The 16,222-nt window shown below is 71.5% G+C and carries 14 protein-coding genes and 1 pseudogene; 6 read left to right on the top strand and 9 right to left on the bottom strand.

Annotated elements, in window-relative coordinates:
* Nucleotides 1-5 precede the first annotated feature (5 nt).
* Both AB0B94_RS10390 and AB0B94_RS10385 read left to right on the top strand, forming a co-directional pair.
* Complete coding sequence (locus AB0B94_RS10390) at nucleotides 6-1,124, top strand: sensor histidine kinase (RefSeq protein ID WP_357271164.1); 1,119 nt, start codon at nucleotides 6-8, stop codon at nucleotides 1,122-1,124.
* Nucleotides 1,124-1,777, top strand: a complete 654-nt coding sequence (locus tag AB0B94_RS10385; protein ID WP_357271161.1) for a response regulator transcription factor — start codon at nucleotides 1,124-1,126, stop codon at nucleotides 1,775-1,777. The genes AB0B94_RS10390 and AB0B94_RS10385 overlap by 1 nt, the downstream gene beginning before the upstream one ends.
* A gap of 56 nt (nucleotides 1,778-1,833) precedes the next feature.
* Here the strand turns inward: AB0B94_RS10385 and htpG are convergent, their stop codons facing one another.
* On the bottom strand, nucleotides 1,834-3,762 hold the full coding sequence (gene htpG, locus AB0B94_RS10380) for a molecular chaperone HtpG (RefSeq protein WP_357271158.1): 1,929 nt from the start codon (nucleotides 3,760-3,762) through the stop codon (nucleotides 1,834-1,836).
* Nucleotides 3,763-3,911: 149 nt separating this feature from the next.
* Between htpG and AB0B94_RS10375 the strand changes: the two genes are divergently transcribed.
* Complete coding sequence (locus AB0B94_RS10375) at nucleotides 3,912-4,610, top strand: SDR family oxidoreductase (RefSeq protein WP_357271154.1); 699 nt, start codon at nucleotides 3,912-3,914, stop codon at nucleotides 4,608-4,610.
* Between the two features lie 61 nt (nucleotides 4,611-4,671).
* Here AB0B94_RS10375 and AB0B94_RS10370 read toward each other — a convergent pair whose 3' ends face one another.
* Nucleotides 4,672-6,123: a M28 family peptidase gene (locus AB0B94_RS10370; protein ID WP_357271150.1), complete on the bottom strand. Its 1,452-nt coding sequence runs from the start codon at nucleotides 6,121-6,123 to the stop codon at nucleotides 4,672-4,674.
* 202 nt (nucleotides 6,124-6,325) lie between these two features.
* On the opposite strand from AB0B94_RS10370, the gene AB0B94_RS10365 reads away from it, so the two are divergent.
* Complete coding sequence (locus tag AB0B94_RS10365) at nucleotides 6,326-9,097, top strand: ATP-binding protein (protein ID WP_357271147.1); 2,772 nt, start codon at nucleotides 6,326-6,328, stop codon at nucleotides 9,095-9,097.
* A 14-nt stretch (nucleotides 9,098-9,111) separates the two neighbouring features.
* On the opposite strand, the gene AB0B94_RS10360 is transcribed toward AB0B94_RS10365, so the two are convergent.
* Together AB0B94_RS10360 and AB0B94_RS10355 are read right to left on the bottom strand one after the other, a co-directional pair.
* Complete coding sequence (locus tag AB0B94_RS10360; protein ID WP_357271144.1) at nucleotides 9,112-9,870, bottom strand: hypothetical protein; 759 nt, start codon at nucleotides 9,868-9,870, stop codon at nucleotides 9,112-9,114.
* Entirely contained in the window at nucleotides 9,867-10,367 is a 501-nt protein-coding gene (locus AB0B94_RS10355; protein ID WP_357271141.1) for a SigE family RNA polymerase sigma factor, read from the bottom strand. The genes AB0B94_RS10360 and AB0B94_RS10355 overlap by 4 nt, the downstream gene beginning before the upstream one ends.
* Before the next feature lie 138 nt (nucleotides 10,368-10,505).
* Between AB0B94_RS10355 and AB0B94_RS10350 the strand changes: the two genes are divergently transcribed.
* The gene (locus AB0B94_RS10350; protein WP_357271138.1) at nucleotides 10,506-11,336 is read left to right on the top strand and encodes a DUF3152 domain-containing protein; all 831 of its coding nucleotides are present in this window, start codon (nucleotides 10,506-10,508) and stop codon (nucleotides 11,334-11,336) included.
* A gap of 13 nt (nucleotides 11,337-11,349) precedes the next feature.
* On the opposite strand, the gene AB0B94_RS10345 is transcribed toward AB0B94_RS10350, so the two are convergent.
* The 3 genes and pseudogenes from AB0B94_RS10345 to AB0B94_RS10335 form a co-directional block, all read right to left on the bottom strand.
* On the bottom strand, nucleotides 11,350-11,997 hold the full coding sequence (locus tag AB0B94_RS10345; protein ID WP_357271135.1) for a hypothetical protein: 648 nt from the start codon (nucleotides 11,995-11,997) through the stop codon (nucleotides 11,350-11,352).
* 125 nt (nucleotides 11,998-12,122) lie between these two features.
* Nucleotides 12,123-12,812 (bottom strand): trypsin-like serine protease, encoded by a 690-nt coding sequence (locus AB0B94_RS10340; protein ID WP_357273809.1) that lies wholly within the window; start codon nucleotides 12,810-12,812, stop codon nucleotides 12,123-12,125.
* A gap of 18 nt (nucleotides 12,813-12,830) precedes the next feature.
* A pseudogene (locus AB0B94_RS10335) lies at nucleotides 12,831-13,409 on the bottom strand (snapalysin family zinc-dependent metalloprotease); the annotation flags it as partial.
* A 290-nt stretch (nucleotides 13,410-13,699) separates the two neighbouring features.
* Between AB0B94_RS10335 and AB0B94_RS10330 the strand changes: the two are divergent.
* Complete coding sequence (locus AB0B94_RS10330; RefSeq protein ID WP_357271132.1) at nucleotides 13,700-14,263, top strand: hypothetical protein; 564 nt, start codon at nucleotides 13,700-13,702, stop codon at nucleotides 14,261-14,263.
* Between the two features lie 166 nt (nucleotides 14,264-14,429).
* On the opposite strand, the gene AB0B94_RS10325 is transcribed toward AB0B94_RS10330, so the two are convergent.
* Both AB0B94_RS10325 and AB0B94_RS10320 read right to left on the bottom strand, forming a co-directional pair.
* Nucleotides 14,430-15,008, bottom strand: a complete 579-nt coding sequence (locus AB0B94_RS10325; protein ID WP_357271129.1) for a dihydrofolate reductase family protein — start codon at nucleotides 15,006-15,008, stop codon at nucleotides 14,430-14,432.
* Nucleotides 15,005-16,204 (bottom strand): sigma-70 family RNA polymerase sigma factor, encoded by a 1,200-nt coding sequence (locus tag AB0B94_RS10320; RefSeq protein ID WP_357271126.1) that lies wholly within the window; start codon nucleotides 16,202-16,204, stop codon nucleotides 15,005-15,007. The genes AB0B94_RS10325 and AB0B94_RS10320 overlap by 4 nt, the downstream gene beginning before the upstream one ends.
* Between the last annotated feature and the right edge of the window lie 18 nt (nucleotides 16,205-16,222).

The following is a 16,222-nucleotide window of genomic DNA, read 5'->3' as shown; positions in this document are numbered from 1 at the left end:
CCGACGTGAAGCGGTACGTCAATCTCGCCGTCACCGTGGCCGCCGTCGCCGCGACAGTGCTGCCCGCCCTGGCCGGTGGGCCACGCGAGTGGTGGGTGCTGCCGCTCGCGGTAGCGTCGTCGGTGCCGGTGCTGTGGCGGGACCAGGCGTTGCTCCGGGTCGCACTGGTGGTGGGCGTCGCCACCACCGTGTCCGCCTCACTCGGCGCGCCCCCACTGCTGCCGGTCGGACCGCTCGTCTGCCTCTACACGTTCGCGGCGCGGGCCTCAGTGCCGATCCGCCTGCTCGGCATCGTGCTCACCGCCGCCGGCCTGCTGGTCTCGTTGCTGTATCCCCGCCCGGACGTGGAGGTGCTGCGTTACCTGTCGGTCGCCTACCTCTTCGCGTACGCGCTGGGCACCAGCACCCGGGCACGCCGAAGCCAGACCGCGGCCCTCGCCGAACGCGATCGTCGCATCGCCGGTGAACGTGCGGCGGCGGTGCTGCGCGAACGCACCCGGATCGCCCGCGACCTGCACGACATCCTCACCCACGCGGTCGGCGTCATGATCGTCCAGGCGGAGGCGGGTCCCCTCCTGGTCCGTCACCAGCCGGATCGCGCCGATGCCACGTTCGCGACGATCGCCGCCACCGGCAGGGACGCTGTCGTCCAGCTCCGCCGCGCGGTCGGCAGCCTGCACGAACCCGCCGACCGACCACTCGACCAGCCGGGTCTGGACCACCTTCCCGTCCTGGTCGAGCGGGTCCGCGCCACCGGCCTCGATGCCGTGCTCACCGTCTCGCCGTCCGCGGGTGCCGTCGAGCCGCCGCTCGCGCCACCCCCGGACGTCGGGGTGGCCGCCTACCGGATCGTGCAGGAGTCCCTGACCAATGTGGTGCGGCATGCCGGGGCAGGATCGGTTCGCGTCCGACTGGACTACACGGCGAACTCGCTCACCGTGTCGATCACCGACGACGGGCGCGGTCACCGAGTGTCCGACGCCGGCCGGGCCGGGTACGGGATCGTCGGCATGCGCGAGCGCGCCCACGCCTGCGGCGGCACCCTGCACACCGGCCCGACCTCCGACAGGCAGGGCTTCGCGGTGACCGCTGTCCTGCCGCTGTCGACACCGGCGGTGATCTGATGCTGCGTGTCGTGCTCGCCGATGATCAGGAACTGTTCCGGGCAGGGTTCGCCACCATCCTCGGCGCCGAGCCGGACATCGAGGTGGTCGCCGAGGCTGCGGATGGCGCAGCCTCCGTGCGGGCCGCCCGCGAACACCGCCCCGACGTCGTCCTGATGGACATGCGGATGCCCGTCCTGGACGGTGTCGCGGCGACGCGCCAGGTCTGCGCGCTCACCCCGAGCCGGGTCCTCGCCCTGACCATGTTCGACACCGACGACTACCTGTACGCGGCCCTGCGGGCCGGGGCCAGCGGCTTCCTGCTCAAGGACGCTCCCCGAGCCGACCTGGTGAACGCGGTCCGCGTGGTGGCCGCCGGGGACGCGCTGCTCGCTCCCACCGTCACCGCCCGAGTGATAGGCGAGCTGCACCGGCGCGGGCATCCGGACCCCGCCCGGGCCGCCGCGGTGACTGCCCTGACCGCCCGAGAGACAGACGTGCTGCGCCTGATCGCGGCCGGCCTGTCCAACGCCGAGATCGCCGCCCATCACCACCTCAGCGAGCACACGGTGAAGACCCATGTCGGCAACCTGCTCACCAAACTGCACCTGCGCGACCGCGCGCAGGCGGTGATGATCGCCTACGAGTCGGGTCTGGTGATCCCCGGCCGGTGACGTGACCGGCCGGCGGGGCCCGCTGCTCGGGCGACCCGCCGGCCGGGAGACGCCAGTTACAGGGTGCGCGCCAGTCGGTCGGCGAGCGTCCGGGTGAAGCGGGCCGGATCGGTCAGCTCACCGCCCTCGGCGAGCACCGCCAGGCCGTAGAGCAGCTCGGCGGTCTCGGTCAGGGCGACTGTGTCGCTGCCCTGCTCGTGGGCCTTGCGCAGCCCGGACACCAGCGGGTGACCGGGGTTGATCTCCAGGATCCGCTTGGTGGTGGGGATCTCGTGCCCCATCGCCCGGTACATCTTCTCCAGGGTCGGCGTGAGGTCGTGGGCGTCGCCGACGACGCAGGCCGGTGAGGTGGTCAGTCGCGACGACAGCCGGACCTCCCGGACGCTGTCGGTGAGGGTGGTCCCCAGCCAGTCGAGCAGCCCGGCGAACTCCTGTCGCTGCTGCTCGCGCTCGGCCTCGGCCTGCTGCTTCTCCTCGTCGGTGTCCAGGTCGATCTCGCCCTTGGCGATCGAGCGCAGTGGCCGACCGTCGTACGTGCCGACCCGCTCGACCCACACCTCGTCGACCTGGTCGGTGAGGAGCAGCACCTCGTGCCCCTTGGCCCGGAACGCCTCCAGGTGCGGAGAGTTCTCGATGGCGGCCCGGGACTCGCCGGTGGCGTACCAGATGTCGCTCTGGCCGTCCTTCATCCGCGACACGTAGCCGGCCAGGTCGGTGGGCTCGGCCGGGTCGTTGGTGGAGGCCACCGACAGCAGGTCCAGCAGGGTGTCGCGGTTGTCGGTGTCGTCGATCAGCCCTTCCTTGACCACCGCGCCGAACTCGGTCCAGAAGGTGCGGTAGCGCTCGGCGTGGTTGGCCTTGAGGTCCTTGACAGTGGCGAGGACCTTCTTGACCAGGCGGCGGCGGACGATCTGGATCTGCCGGTCCTGCTGAAGGATCTCCCGGGAGATGTTCAGCGACAGGTCGTGCGCGTCGACCACGCCCTTGACGAAGCGCAGGTAGGTCGGGACCAGCGCCTCGCAGTCGTCCATGATGAAGACGCGCTTGACGTAGAGCTGGACGCCGCGGCGGCCCTGCGGGGAGAACAGGTCCAGTGGGGCGTGGCTGGGCAGGAAGAGCAGCGCCTCGTACTCGAAGGTGCCCTCGCCCTTCATGTGCACGACCTCGAGCGGGTCGGCCCAGTCGTGGCTGACGTGCTTGTAGAACTCGTTGTACTCGGCGGCGTCGACCTCGTCGCGGGGTCGCGCCCAGAGCGCCTTCATCGAGTTGAGGGTCTGCACCTCACGGGTGGCGGCCGCACCGTCGGCGCCGGGGCGTTCGACGCTCATCCGGATCGGCCAGGCGATGAAGTCGGAGTAGCGCTTGACGATCTCGCGGACGGTCCACTCGGCGGTGTAGTCGTGCAGGTTGTCCTCGGTGTCGGCCGGCTTAAGGTGCAGCGTCACCGTGGTGCCCTGCGGCGCCTCGTCGACCGCCTCGATCGAGTAGGTGCCCTCGCCGGTGGACTCCCAGCGGGTGCCGCCGGTCTCGCCGGCCTTGCGGGTCAGCAGGGTGACCCGGTCGGCGACCATGAACGCGGCGTAGAAGCCGACCCCGAACTGGCCGATGAGGTCCTGCTTGGCGTGGGCGTCGGCGGACTCGCGCAGGTGGCGCAGCAGCTCGGCGGTGCCCGACTTGGCGATCGTGCCGATCAGCTGGACGACTTCGTCGCGGGTCATTCCGATGCCGTTGTCGCGCACGGTGAGGGTGCGGGCGTCGCTGTCGATCTCCAGGGCGACGTGCAGGTCGTCGGTGTCGGCGACGAGGTCCTTGTCGACGAGGGTGGCAAGCCGGAGCTTGTCCAGTGCGTCGGACGCGTTCGAGATGAGTTCCCGCAGGAAGACGTCCTTGTTCGAATAGATCGAGTGGACCACCAACTGGAGGAGCTGACGCGCCTCGGCCTGGAATTCCAACGTTTCGGCCTGGTTGCTCACACCGTCTCCCATCTCGGCTCGTGCGAAGGTTCGCGGAAAGGATACGAGTCGTCACGGGTCGGGGTGTGGGCGCATCCGGGTCGTATTCCCGATCCGGCTGACGACCCCCGTGACATGGCTGACTTTGCTTAACAGAAGTCAGGTCGGATAGCGTGACCGCCATGAAGATCGCTGGAAGCACCGCCCTCGTCACCGGCGCCAACCGTGGCCTCGGCCGGCACCTGGCCGCCGAACTCCTCGCCCGGGGCGCCACCGTCTACGCCGGCGCCCGTAACCCCGACAGCGTCGACCTGCCCGGCGTGACGCCGGTGCGCCTCGACATCACCGACCCCGCCTCGGTGGCCGCCGCCGCCGAACTGGCCGGCGACGTCAACCTGCTGATCAACAACGCCGGCATCGACAACCGGGCCGATCTGCTGGACGGCGACCTGGACCTGATCCGGCTGGAGCTGGAGACCCACTACCTCGGCACCCTGTCGATGATCCGGTCATTCGCGCCGGTCATCGCCGGCAACGGCGGCGGAACCATCCTCAACGTCCTCTCCGTGCTGTCCTGGGTGAACTTCCCCCTGCACGGGTCGTATGGTGCCGCCAAGTCCGCCGAGTGGGCGATGACCAACGCGCTGCGCCTCCAGCTCGCCGACCAGGGCGTCCGGGTGGCCGGCCTGCACGTCGGCTACCTGGACACCGACATGGCCGCGACGGTCACCGGCCCGAAGTCCGACCCGGCGGTGATCGCCCGGCTCGCCGTCGACGGCGTCGAGACCGACGCCTACGAGATCGTGGCCGACGACGTCAGCCGGCGGGTGCAGGCCGGGTTCCCCGGCGGCGTCGCCGCGCTCTACCCGCAGCTCCCCTGACCCACGCCGCGACGGGCCGCCACCGGAGAAGACCGGTGGCGGCCCTTTCCCGGGTACGCGGTCAGCTCGCCTGCAACGTCACGTCGTCGAGCACGAAGGTGGTCTGCAACGACGAGTCCTCGGTGCCGGTGAACCGCAGCGTCACCGTCTGCCCGGCGAACCCGGCCACGTTGAGGCTGCGCTGCACGTAACCGGTCGCGGCGTTGAGGTTCGAGTACGTCGCCAGCGTGGTCGAACCCGCCTGCACGGTGAGCCGGTCGTACGCCGTGGAGCCGGTGGTCTCGGCGGTGTCGATGTGCAGCCAGAACGACAACGTGTACGTGGCGCAGCCGGCCGGCAGGGTCACCGACTGCGACAGGCTCTCGGTGCGGGTGCTACCGAACCCGTTGAGCCAGGCCTTGTACGACCCGGTCCGGGCCGGCTGGCCGCTGGCGTTGGTGATCACGCCGGAGGACGCTGTCCACGGCGTGCTGCCGCTCTCGAAGCCACCGTTTGCGACCACCTGGCTGCCGGTGCAGGTCGGGGTGCCGCCGCCCACGGCGAGCTGCCACAGCGCGTACGCGACACCGTCGGCCGCCCGGTTCAGCACTGTGGCGCTGACGTTGGCGGTGGTGTCGCAGGACCGGTGGTAGCACGGGTCGTACGCGGAGTTGGCGGTGCCGCCCCACTTGGCCGCCTGGGCGCTGGTCTTGCGCGCGCTGGCGCCGGCGGCGTAGCCCGAGGTGGGGATGCCGGCCTGCTGGAAGTAGTAGTCGTCGGAGCGGCCCTGGCCCTCGACGTTCTCCTCCGGTTGCAGGCCCAACGAGTCCCAGTACGCCTTCAGCGGCGCCGCGGTGGTCGAGGTGACGCGGTTGATGAAGTAGCCGCCGTTGGTCGAGCCGACCATGTCGAAGTTGTAGTAGCCCTTGAGGTAGCCGCGCTGGGTGGCGCTGAGCGAGTTGACGTAGAACCGGGAGCCGTTGAGCCCCTGCTCCTCGTCGGTCCACCAGGCGAACCGCACCCGTTTGGTCATCGTCGGGTTCTGCGCGGCCAGGACCAGCGCGTTCTCCAGCAGGGTCGACGAGCCGGTGGCGTTGTCGTTGATGCCCGGACCGGCCGCGACGCCGTCCAGGTGCGCGCCGAACATGACCACCTGGTCGGCCGGGCCGCCGGGCCACTCGGCGATGAGGTTGTTCGAGGGGTAGCGGCAACTGGAGCAGTACTGCTCGCTGACCGTGTAGCCGGCCGACTGGAGCCTGGTCTTGACGTAGTTGAGCGAGGCGGTGTAGCCGGCCGAGCCGGCCCGTCGGTTGCCACCGTTGCTGGTGGCGATGGCGTTGAACTGGGTCAGGTGCGCCTGGACGTTGGTGATGGAGATGTCCGGCGCGGCCAACGCGGCGGCGGACGCGGCGATCGGCCGGGTCACCGTCGTGGCGGTCGGAGGTGACGCGGTCGCCGGTTGGGCGACCAGCGGCACCGTCATCCCGGCGAACACGGCGAGCGCGATTCCCGCGCTCAGCGTTCTGCCTCTCATGGGGGCTCCTCGGGGTTGGAGAGATACCCGAGACACTTACAGATATCTATTTCTTGAGCATCGGTCGTTCGTCCCGAACCGCCGCCGGTTCGACTGTGGGTACCGGCGTCAGCACAGGTGAGTAGAGGTGTCAGGATGGGTAGGTAACGCGGCAGGGGTCGTCGGGCCCGGAACGGGGGCTTGCGATGGGGTCGGATCGAGCGTGACGCGACCCAGCACTGACCTGTTCCTCGGCGGCGACACCGGGCGGTTGATGGCACAACTGGACTGGGCCGGCACCCCGCTGGGCCCGGTCGACGAATGGTCGCAGAGCCTGCGCGCCGCCGTCCGGATGGTGCTCTCCTCCCGGTACCCCATGCTGCTGCTCTGGGGTGAGAGCTACTCCCAGCTCTACAACGACGCGTACTCCGCCCTGATCGGCGACAAGCACCCCGCCGCGCTCGGCGACGACGTACGGGTGACGCTGGCCGAAGGCTGGAACGTGCTCGCCCCCCTGATCGAGGAGGCCATGGCGACCGGGGTGGCCAGCTGGGTTCCCGCCCTGCAACTGCTGCTGGAGCGGGCCGGCTACCGCGAGGAGGCCTACTTCAGCGTCTCGCACGCCCCGGCCCGCGACGACGACGGCCGCACCGTCGGCGTACTGACCGTGTGCAGCGAGGTCACCCAGCAGGTGGTCGGCGAACGCCGGCTCCGTCTCCTTCGCGACCTGTCAGTGCTCGGCGACGGGCGCACCGTCGACGTGGACGCCACCGCCGCTCGGCTGATCGACGTGATCGACGGTCACCCCCTGGACGTGCCGTTCGCCGCCATCTACCTGCGCGACGGCACGGCACTGCGCCGGATCACCTGCACCGGCGGCGACCAGGGGCACGCCCCGGCCCTGCCGGACACCGTCGAGCTGACCGACCCGGGCCCGCCCGCGTACGCCTGGGGGCTGGCGGACGCCGCCGAGGGCCGGGCGACCCAGGTGACCGACGTCGCCGACCGGCTGCCGCTGCCCGCCGGCCCCTGGAACGACCCGGTTCGCACCGCGCTGGCGCTACCGCTGCCCTCCGCCGACGAGGATCAGCCGCTCGGCGTCCTGCTCGCCGGGGTCAGCCCCAGCCGAGGGCTCGACGAGGCGTACCGCTCCTTCCACCACCTGCTCGCCCAGCAGATCTCCGTGGCGTTGCGCAACGCCCAGGAGTACGAGGAGGAGCGGCGCCGGATCGAGGCGATGGCGGAACTGGACCGGGTCAAGACCGACTTCTTCGCCAACGTCAGCCACGAGTTCCGTACCCCGTTGACCCTCATCCTCGGCCCGCTGACCGACGCCCTCACCGACGCCACCGCGCCGTTGGCGGCGGTGCAGCGGGAGCGGGTGGAGACCGGCTGGCGCAACGCCACCCGACTGTTGACGCTGGTCAACAGCCTGCTCACCTTCTCCAGCCTGGAGGCCGGGCGGGCGCGCAGCGACGCCCGGGTGGTGGATCTGGCCGCGCTGACCGCCGAACTCGCCGGGGTGTTCCGGGCCGCCGTCGAGCGGGCCGGGTTGACTCTTGAGGTGAGCTGCCCACCGCTGCCCCGGCCGGTAGCTGTCGACCCGGTCAACTGGGAACGCATCGTCACGAACCTGCTCTCCAACGCGCTGAAGTACACGTTCATCGGCCGCATCCGGGTCACCGTCGACGCCGACGACGAAGAGGTGCGCCTCACCGTCGCGGACACCGGCATCGGCATCGCGGAACGGGACCTGCCGAAACTCTTCGAACGCTTCCACCGGGTGCGGGGCGCCCGCTCGCGCAGTCACGAGGGCACGGGCATCGGGCTGGCCCTGGTGCACGAGTTGGCCCGGCTGGAGGGCGGCGACGTGCACGTGACCAGCCAGGTGGGCGTCGGCAGCAGGTTCACAGTGACGCTGCCCTGGTCGGCGGCGCACCGCACAGCGGTCACCGGCCCGGCGGTGGACGGGCGGGGTGACGCGGCCCGCGCCGCCGTCGAGGAAGCGATGGGCTGGCTCACCGAACCGGACGCGCTGACCGAGCCCGATCCCGCGTCCGGGCCGGCCACTGACGAGCTGGCCGGGGCCCGGATCCTGCTCGCCGACGACAACGCCGACATGCGGGCGTACCTCACCCGGCTGCTCACCGGGCAGGGCTGGCGGGTGCGGGCCGTCACCGACGGCCGGCAGGCCCTCGACGAGATCCACAGTGATCTGCCCGACCTGCTCCTCACCGACGTGATGATGCCGGTGCTGGACGGCTTCGACCTGGTGCGCCGACTACGCGCCGACCCGACGACCCGGACGCTGCCGGTGCTGGTGCTCTCCGCCCGTGCGGGTGGGGAGGCCAGCGTGGAGGGCCTGAGCCTGGGCGCCGATGACTACCTGGTCAAACCGTTCGCCGCGGCCGAGTTGATCGCCCGGATCCGGGCCAGCATCCGGCGAGCCCGCGACCGTACCCCTGCCGCTGCCATCGCCGGCGACCCGGCGACTGTCGCTGCCACAGCTCCCTCGGCTCGGCCCGCCCCGGTGGGACCGGGCGCGCCGGGCCCGGCGGTCGAACCCGTCCGCGACGCGGCAGTGGTCGTGCAGGCGCCGGCCGAGCCGGACGGGCTGGGCGACCTCCTGGACGTGGGGTGGACGTACCCGTCCGCGGCCACCTCCGCCGCCGCGATGCGTCGGGACGTCCGGGGCGCGCTGGGCGACCTGGACGTGGACCCGGACGTGTTGGAAGATCTCCTGCTCGCCGCCTCCGAGGCGATGAACAACGCCGTCGAGCACGCACAGCGACCCAGCCGTCCGGAGGTACGGGTGCGCGCCCAGGTGGGTGGCGGGCTGATCCGGATCTCGGTACGGGACTTCGGCACCTGGCGGGACCGCCGGCCGGCGATGGACCGGGGACGCGGCGCGCTGCTGATGAACGCCTACGGCGACGTACGGCTGGTCTCCACCGCCGAGGGAACGACTGTGACCATCGAGCGTCGACTGGCCTGAGTGCCGGCGGCGGGTCAGAGTCGGCGGCCGCTGGCGTCACGGGCGATGATGCCGTCCAGCCGCTCCCCCGGACTCAGCCGCCTCGGGTCGAACCAGAAGATCAGCACCTGCTTGTCGCCACTCCACGGCGCCACTCGGGCGTCGACCTGCCGACCGCCGACGGTGCCGATGATCCGCTTGGCGGGGCCGACGAAGTAGCCGAAGGTGGGCACCGGCGCGGCAAAGCTCTCGTCGTAGCCGATCTGGTGGAACCCGGCGCTGCGGTCGCTGCCGTGGACGTCGTTGACGAGGATGTCGGTGCTCAACGAGCCGTCCGGAGCCTGGCGACCGGCGGCCAGTCCGATGGACACCTTGGGCTCACCGGGCACGGACACCGCGACGAAGTAGTAGACCCGACGTTCGGCGCCGTGCCGCACCCCGCTGTCCACGATCTGGCCCAGGGCCTTCGGTGGCGGCTCGTCGCGGCCCACCGTCGGCGGTGGCGTGGGGCCCAGCGACTTCTCCGCCCACGGCGAGACACCGACCGACGGTGGAGCGACGGCGACCGGCGGCGGGCGCTCGGTCGGCGCCGGATCGCCGGGCCCGGACGCGCCGACCGCCACCACGACGACCACGGCGGCCAGGCCGGTCACGAGCGTCGCCGCCCCGGCTCCGGCCAGGCGTCGACGGGTACGCAGCCGACGTCCCTCGCGCATCACGGAGTCCAGATCGAGCACGGCGTCGGGACGCTCGGTCGCCCGCATCGCGTGGCGGAGCCGGTCCAGCTCGCTCATCGGCGCGCCCTCTCATCGGCCGTGCGGGGGGTGGCGGTGCGCAACTTCTCCAAGGCTCGGGAGCTGGTGCTCTTGACAGTGCCGACGGATACGGCGAGTTCCCGGGCCACCTGCGCCTCCGGCAGGTCGAAGTAGTAGCGCAGGACGACGATGGCGCGCTCCCGGGGGCTGAGCGCACCGAGGATGGTGATCAACCAGCGCCGGGTGGCCACGTCGTCGGCCACGTCGCCACGCCGTTGCTCCGGCACCTCGTCGGTCGGGTACTCCCGCATCGGCCGTCGCCACCCGTCGACCAGATGGTTGACCAGCGTGCGGCGGGCATAGCCGTAGGCGTCGTCGTCGTGGATCCGCGACCACGACGCGTAGGTGCGCACCAGTGCGGTCTGCGCGGCGTCCTCGGCCTGGTGGTGGTCACCTGTCATCAGGAACGCGGCGTGCACCAGTCGCGCGGACGCCGCCCGCGCGAACTCGACGAAATCCGCGTCCCCCCGCGCCACCGCGAACCCCTCCCGTGCCACAGAGCTAGAGACGGGCCGAGCCGGCAAAAGGTTGAGCCCTGGGTCACATCAACTTTTCGCCACTGTCACCCGTCTTCTCCTGCGCGCCGCCACCTGGCGACGCGCGAGGGGAGAGACATGTCGACGAAGGTTACCCGCCGCTGGGGTAGCGCCTCGATGGCGTCACTGCTGGTGGTGGCGCTGCTCACCGGGTGCGGCCTGCCAGCCGCCGGGCAACCCGCCGCCGTCCCGGTCGCCGCTGGGCCGCTGCCCAGCCGACCGCCGACGCCTACCGGTCGGCCGACCGGGGCCGCCGAGGTTCGACCCAGTTCCGCGCCAGTCGTCCCGGTCAGCTACCCCGCCACCGGCGGTAACCGCTGGTCGGTGGCGCCCGGCGAGACAACCCCCGGGCGCGCGACGGCCGGCCGGTTGCTGCGCTACCGGGTCGCCGTCGAGCGCGACATCCGGGGCCTGCCGGTGAGGGACATCGCCACGGCGATCACCACGACGTTGAACGACCCACGCGGGTGGACGGCGGGCGGGGCGTGGCGGTTGCGCCGGGTCGGTGCCGGCGAACCGACCGACTTCACCATCTACCTGGCGACCCCCGGCACCCGCGACACCCTCTGCCAGGACGTGCCGGACGCCTACACCTCCTGCCGCAACGGCGGCCGGGTGGTGCTCAACGTGGCGCGCTGGGTCAAGGGGGTGCCGGGTTACGGCGCGACAGTGCAGACCTACCGGCAGTACATGGTCAACCACGAGGTGGGGCACAAACTCGGGTACGGCCACGAGCGGTGCCCCGGGCGGGGCCGGCCGGCGCCGGTGATGCAGCAGCAGACGCTGGGCCTGCACGGCTGCGCCGCGAACGCCTGGCCGTACCCGAAGGGCAAGGCCCGCTACAGCGGGCCGGTCGGGGCGTACGACGACGCGATCCCCCGGCGTGAGGGCGCCTACTCGGCATCGTGAGGACCGCGTGCACTCAGCTACGGCGGCGGCGCTCCTGCTCGAGTCGCTCGTCCTGCCGGCCCATCTCGTAGATGGCGTTGAGGCTGGTCGGCAACCGGCTGACGTTGTCCGGCGTCGGGCCGGGATCCGGCTCCGGCCAGGGATCCGACGTCGGACCGGGATCGGGTGCGGCGGCGGGAACGGGGGCCCGGCGGCGCAGGAGCAGCAATGTCAGCACCGCGAGGACCGCAACGACCAGCAGGTACGACGCTGGTGGCCAGGCATTGCGGGTGGGGTTGGCGAGCGCAGGCGCGACGATCGGTGCGGGGGTGTCGCCGTCGCGCGGCGGCACGACGGCCTCGCTGGTGCCGCTGCTCGCGCCAGCGGTGCGGCGATCGGGGGCTGTTGGTGCGGGGACGTTCTCCGCCGACACGGCGGGTCCGGGAATCACTATGGGTTCCACCGGGCTGGGCTTACCGGCGACCGGTGGCCGACTCGGCGTTGCCGCCGCGGAGGGGGTGACGCTGGGCGTCGGAGCGGCACTGGGTGTGTCACCACCGAGCAGGTCGTCGACGATCTGGCCGACGCCGCCGACGATGTCACCGAGCGGGTTCGAGGTGGCCGACGGGGACGGCGCGGGCGCGAGGGCGAGGGTCAGCGCGAGAACGACGACGGTAGGCATGACGCCACCTCCGATGTGCCGATATGCCACGCACCGTACCGCATCGTGGGATCGCGTGGGTGACACCGGCACACCGGGGCGGGGGCGCGCCTGACACTCGCCCCCGCCCGCGATGTCACTGCCGGTCAGACCGGTAGGCCACCCACCTGAGTGGAGATCCACGATCGGATCGACGGCAGGTCGACGTAGATGGACGGGCCGGTCGCGCAGGTGGAGTTGTTGTTGCCGGCCCGACTCGTGGCGCCGATCAGGTTCCACACTCCGTTGACCCGGCGCACCTGCGGGCCACCGGAGTCGCCGTAGCAGGCGCCGGAGTTGCCGTTGGTGTTGTTGGTGCAGATCTCGTACGTGCCGTTGATGCCGGAGCACCGGCTGTCGGCCACGATGGACGTGTCGAGCTCGTTGGCCACTGTCGGGGCCGAACCGCAGCCCCGTGGGGCGCAGGTCTGGCCCCAGCCGATGATCCGGGTGGCCGTTCCGACAGCGCCGGAGGTGCTCGGGATCGGGGCCGGCGCGTACGTGACCGAGCTGGCCAGTTGCAGCAGCTTGACGTCGACGCTCGGGTGGTTCACCGCCCGGGTCACCCGCACCACGGTCCCGCCGGTGGTGCGGTTGACGCTGCCCACCCGCACCGAGGACGGCGTCGAACAGTGCTTGGCGGTGACCGCCCAGTTGCCAGTGATCAGCGTGCCGGTGCAGCCGGAGACGTACACCATGAAGGGGTAGTTCTCGGTGGCTGGCCGGCCGCCGACCACCAGTGGGCTGATGTCCGAGGCGTCGTTCCAGGTGTACGTCGTGCTGGCCGGTGCGGCCAGGGTGCCGGCGAACAGCGAGTTGACCCGGCTCGCCTCGGCGGCGCTGGGGTTCGCGTTGCGGCAGGAGACCGGTGCGCTGCTGCCGGACATCAGGTCGGAGCAGAGGCCGGTGCGCCGGTCCGGCAGGCCCAGGATGTGGCCGACCTCGTGGGTGGCGATGCGGGTGCGGTCGTAGCCCTGGTTGACGGCCGTGCGGCCCATCCAGATCCGGCCCGAGCCGAGACCGGTCGGCTGCGCGCGGGGCCAGCCGTCGTCGACGTAGATGGTGATGCTGGCCGGGGTGCCGGCCAGGAGTCGGACGTTGCTGACCCGGCTGTTCCAGATCTGCGCCGCCTGGTCGAAGTTGGTGCGGAACTCGCCGGTCCGGCTCGCGTCGTAGTAGACGGTCCGGACGGCGGCGGCCGGCGTGCCGGTGGCGAGCTGCGTCCCGGCCGCCGCCAGGATCGCCACCAGCACGGCCAGCGCCGCGCGTCTCAGTTGTCCTCGGTACATCGGGCACTCCCCTGCGGTCGTCCGACGACCATCGGGCCGCCGGTCATCGATGTACGCCGATATTAGTGTGACGGCGTTCGATGTTCGGCATAGCGGAAGCGTCATACCGGCGACGTCGACGGCGGCTGCGCGCCACCCGGGACCGGGGCGGCCGAGGACACCGCGTCACGACAGCGACCCGGCCTCCGCACCGTCCTGCGGGGCCCGCGTCCGAAATGGAGACTACGACACTCGCCGATGTCGGTCCGTCCCCGATCTGACGGTCCGACCGCCTGCTGTTACTCGGCGGTTACGTCGCAGCGAAGCTCCTGTGCCGGGGCAGGACGACGGTGGCGGCAGAGGGTCACCGGCAGCGCCGCCGCGACGTGACCCCGGAACCGGACGGAGAGAAAACCATGAGGATCAGGAGCGCACTGACCGCGTTGGCGGTCGTCCTCGCCGGGCTGGTCGCCAGCGCCGGCAGCAGCACCGCCGCGGGCACCACGACCGGAGCGCCGTACTGCGGGATCACCTGGGGCAGCGCGGAGAAGGCGGCCGGCGCGCTGAGCGACGCCCCGCTGGTCGACGTACGGACCGGCCGGCACGACTGCTACGACCGGGTGGTGTTCGAGTTCAACGGCCCGGTCGACGGTTACGCGATCGGCTACGGCGAGACGTGGACCGAGGGCGAAGGGCTGGCGCTGTCGCCGTACACCGCCGGCGGTGCGCTGCTGCGGGTCTCGCTGCGGGCGCCGGCGTACGACGACGACCACCTCGGCACCGTGCCCTACGCGGTCGGCGAGCACGTGGGGAACCTGCTGCGCTACCCGACGCTGCGCGACGTGGTGTTCGGCGGCAGCTTCGAGGGCTACAGCACCTTCGCCGTCGGCGTACGGGCGCGGCTGCCGTTCCGGGTGCTCGTGCTCGCCGGCCCCGGCACTCACAGCCGGGTGGTGCTCGACGTCGCCCACCAGTGGTGATCGGAACCGGCCGACCCGCTTGGCCGTCCGCCGAGGTGAGGCGGACGGCCAAGCGTGGGCCCAACCCGGCTGGGCGCGGCGCGCCGTAGCGAACCGGCGTTGGTGGGCGGCGGGGCTGATCGACAGCTTCGGCGAAGCCCCGGCGCATGCTCTCCGGCGTGATGACTCAGACGTGCGGGGTGGGCCGATAGACGAGCTCCTGGGTGCGACCGTCGAGGGTCCGGCTCTCGATCAACTCCAGGTCGAAGTCGGCCGCTCCCTGGAAGATCGGCTCGGTGCCGGTCTGTCCGGTGATCACCGGGAAGAGCGTCACCTGGACGAAATCGACCAGTCCGGCGGCCATCAGCGCCCGGTTCAACGACAGACTGCCGTGCGATCGCAGGGGCACGGCGGACTCCTCCTTGAGCCGGGCGACGACATCGACAGCGTCACCGCGCGCGACGGTCCCGTCCGGCCAGTCGAGGGGGCCTTCCAGCGTGTCCGACACCACTGTCGCCGGGAGGTTCCTCATCCGGGTCACCCAGGCGTCGCGGACCTCGGACTCCTCGCTGCTCGCGGCGAGCATCTGCGCGAACACCCGGTACGTGTTGGCCCCGAAGACCATGCGCTGCTCCGTGCTGTACACGGACAGGCGGTGCGCGAGCAGTTCGGGGCCCTGCTTTCCCCAGTAGCCGCCCCAGTTTCCGCTGCTGGTGCCGAAGCCGTCGAGGCTGGAAAAGACGTCGACTGTGTAGGTGGCGGTCATGATGCTCTCCATTCACCGGTGAGTTCGTCGCGACGGGTCTCCAGGTAGGCCCGCTCGGTCGGGTTGGTGGCCAGTGCCGCGGCCTGGTCGTAGGCGGCTCGGGCCTCGTCGTTGCGCCCGAGCCGGGCGAGCAGTTCGGCCCGGGTGGCGGAAAGCCGGTGATAGCGCGGGAGGTCGACGCCCTCCAGCGCGGCGAGGGCCACCGCCGGCCCGTGCACCTCGGCGACGGCTACCGCACGGTTGAGCGCGACGACAGGGGTTGGCGCGAGCGCGAGGAGCTGGTCGTACAGGGCCAGGACCTGCGGCCAGTCGGTGGCGGCGCCGTCGGTGTGCACAGCGCCGATCGCGGCCTGGATCTGGTACGGGCCGGGCCGGTTGCGGCGTAGGCAGCGGCGGACCAGGTCATGCCCCTCGACGATGAGCTGCCGCTTCCACAGTGATCGGTCCTGGTCGGCCAGCAGCACCAGGTCGCCGGCCGGGCCGAGCCGGGCCGGACGGCGCGCCTCGGTCAGCAGCAGCAGGGCGAGAAGGCCCAGGACCTCGGGCTCGTCGGGCATCAACGCGGCCAGTTCGCGGGCGAGCCGGATCGCCTCGGCGCACAGGTCCGTTCTGATCAACGGGCCGGCGGTGGACGCGTAGCCCTCGTTGAACATCAGGTAGAGCACGGCGAGGACGGGCGGCAGCCGGTCCGGCAGCTCATGTTCGGCCGGCACCCGGTACGGGATGGCGGCGTCGCGGATCTTCTTCTTGGCGCGCACGATCCGCTGGGCGACGGTCGACTCCTGGACCAGGTAGGCACGGGCGATCTCCGGTACGTCGAGGCCGCCCAGCAGGCGCAGGGTGAGAGCCGTCCGTGCCTCCGGGGCCAGCGCCGGGTGACAACAGGTGAAGATGAGTCGTAGCTGGTCGTCCCGCACCGGTCCCACCTCCGAGGGCTCATCCTGGTGATACAGCAGCAGGGCCTGGGCGTGCCGGGCCTCGCGTGTCGACTCTCGGCGAAGCCTGTCGACGGCACGGTTGCGTGCGGTGGTCACGATCCAGGCGCCCGGATTCGGCGGCGGGGTCTGCCACTTCTGCAGCGCAGTGGTGAAGGCGTCCTGGACGGCCTCCTCGGCGAGGTTGATGTCACCGAGGAGGCGGGCCAGGGTGGCGACGCAGCGGCCGTACTCCGCGCGGTAGATGCTCGCCAGGTCCATGTCGGCAGACCGGCTGCT

Source organism: Micromonospora sp. NPDC048986 (genome assembly GCF_040649335.1).
Lineage (GTDB): Bacteria > Actinomycetota > Actinomycetes > Mycobacteriales > Micromonosporaceae > Micromonospora > Micromonospora alfalfae.
Note: the sequence above shows the minus strand (reverse complement) of the source record. Positions and strands in the feature narration are given on the sequence as shown.

Bases quoted from the DNA above. Each gene is read 5' to 3' on its own strand.
- AB0B94_RS10350 (WP_357271138.1), top strand. From the start codon at position 10,506: ATGTCGACGAAGGTTACCCGCCGCTGGGGTAGCGCCTCGATGGCGTCA.
- AB0B94_RS10330 (WP_357271132.1), top strand. From the start codon at position 13,700: ATGAGGATCAGGAGCGCACTGACCGCGTTGGCGGTCGTCCTCGCCGGG.
- AB0B94_RS10320 (WP_357271126.1), bottom strand. From the start codon at position 16,204: ATGGACCTGGCGAGCATCTACCGCGCGGAGTACGGCCGCTGCGTCGCC.
- AB0B94_RS10375 (WP_357271154.1), top strand. From the start codon at position 3,912: ATGAAGATCGCTGGAAGCACCGCCCTCGTCACCGGCGCCAACCGTGGC.
- AB0B94_RS10325 (WP_357271129.1), bottom strand. From the start codon at position 15,008: ATGACCGCCACCTACACAGTCGACGTCTTTTCCAGCCTCGACGGCTTC.
- AB0B94_RS10370 (WP_357271150.1), bottom strand. From the start codon at position 6,123: ATGAGAGGCAGAACGCTGAGCGCGGGAATCGCGCTCGCCGTGTTCGCC.
- AB0B94_RS10360 (WP_357271144.1), bottom strand. From the start codon at position 9,870: ATGAGCGAGCTGGACCGGCTCCGCCACGCGATGCGGGCGACCGAGCGT.
- AB0B94_RS10385 (WP_357271161.1), top strand. From the start codon at position 1,124: ATGCTGCGTGTCGTGCTCGCCGATGATCAGGAACTGTTCCGGGCAGGG.
- htpG (WP_357271158.1), bottom strand. From the start codon at position 3,762: ATGGGAGACGGTGTGAGCAACCAGGCCGAAACGTTGGAATTCCAGGCC.
- AB0B94_RS10345 (WP_357271135.1), bottom strand. From the start codon at position 11,997: ATGCCTACCGTCGTCGTTCTCGCGCTGACCCTCGCCCTCGCGCCCGCG.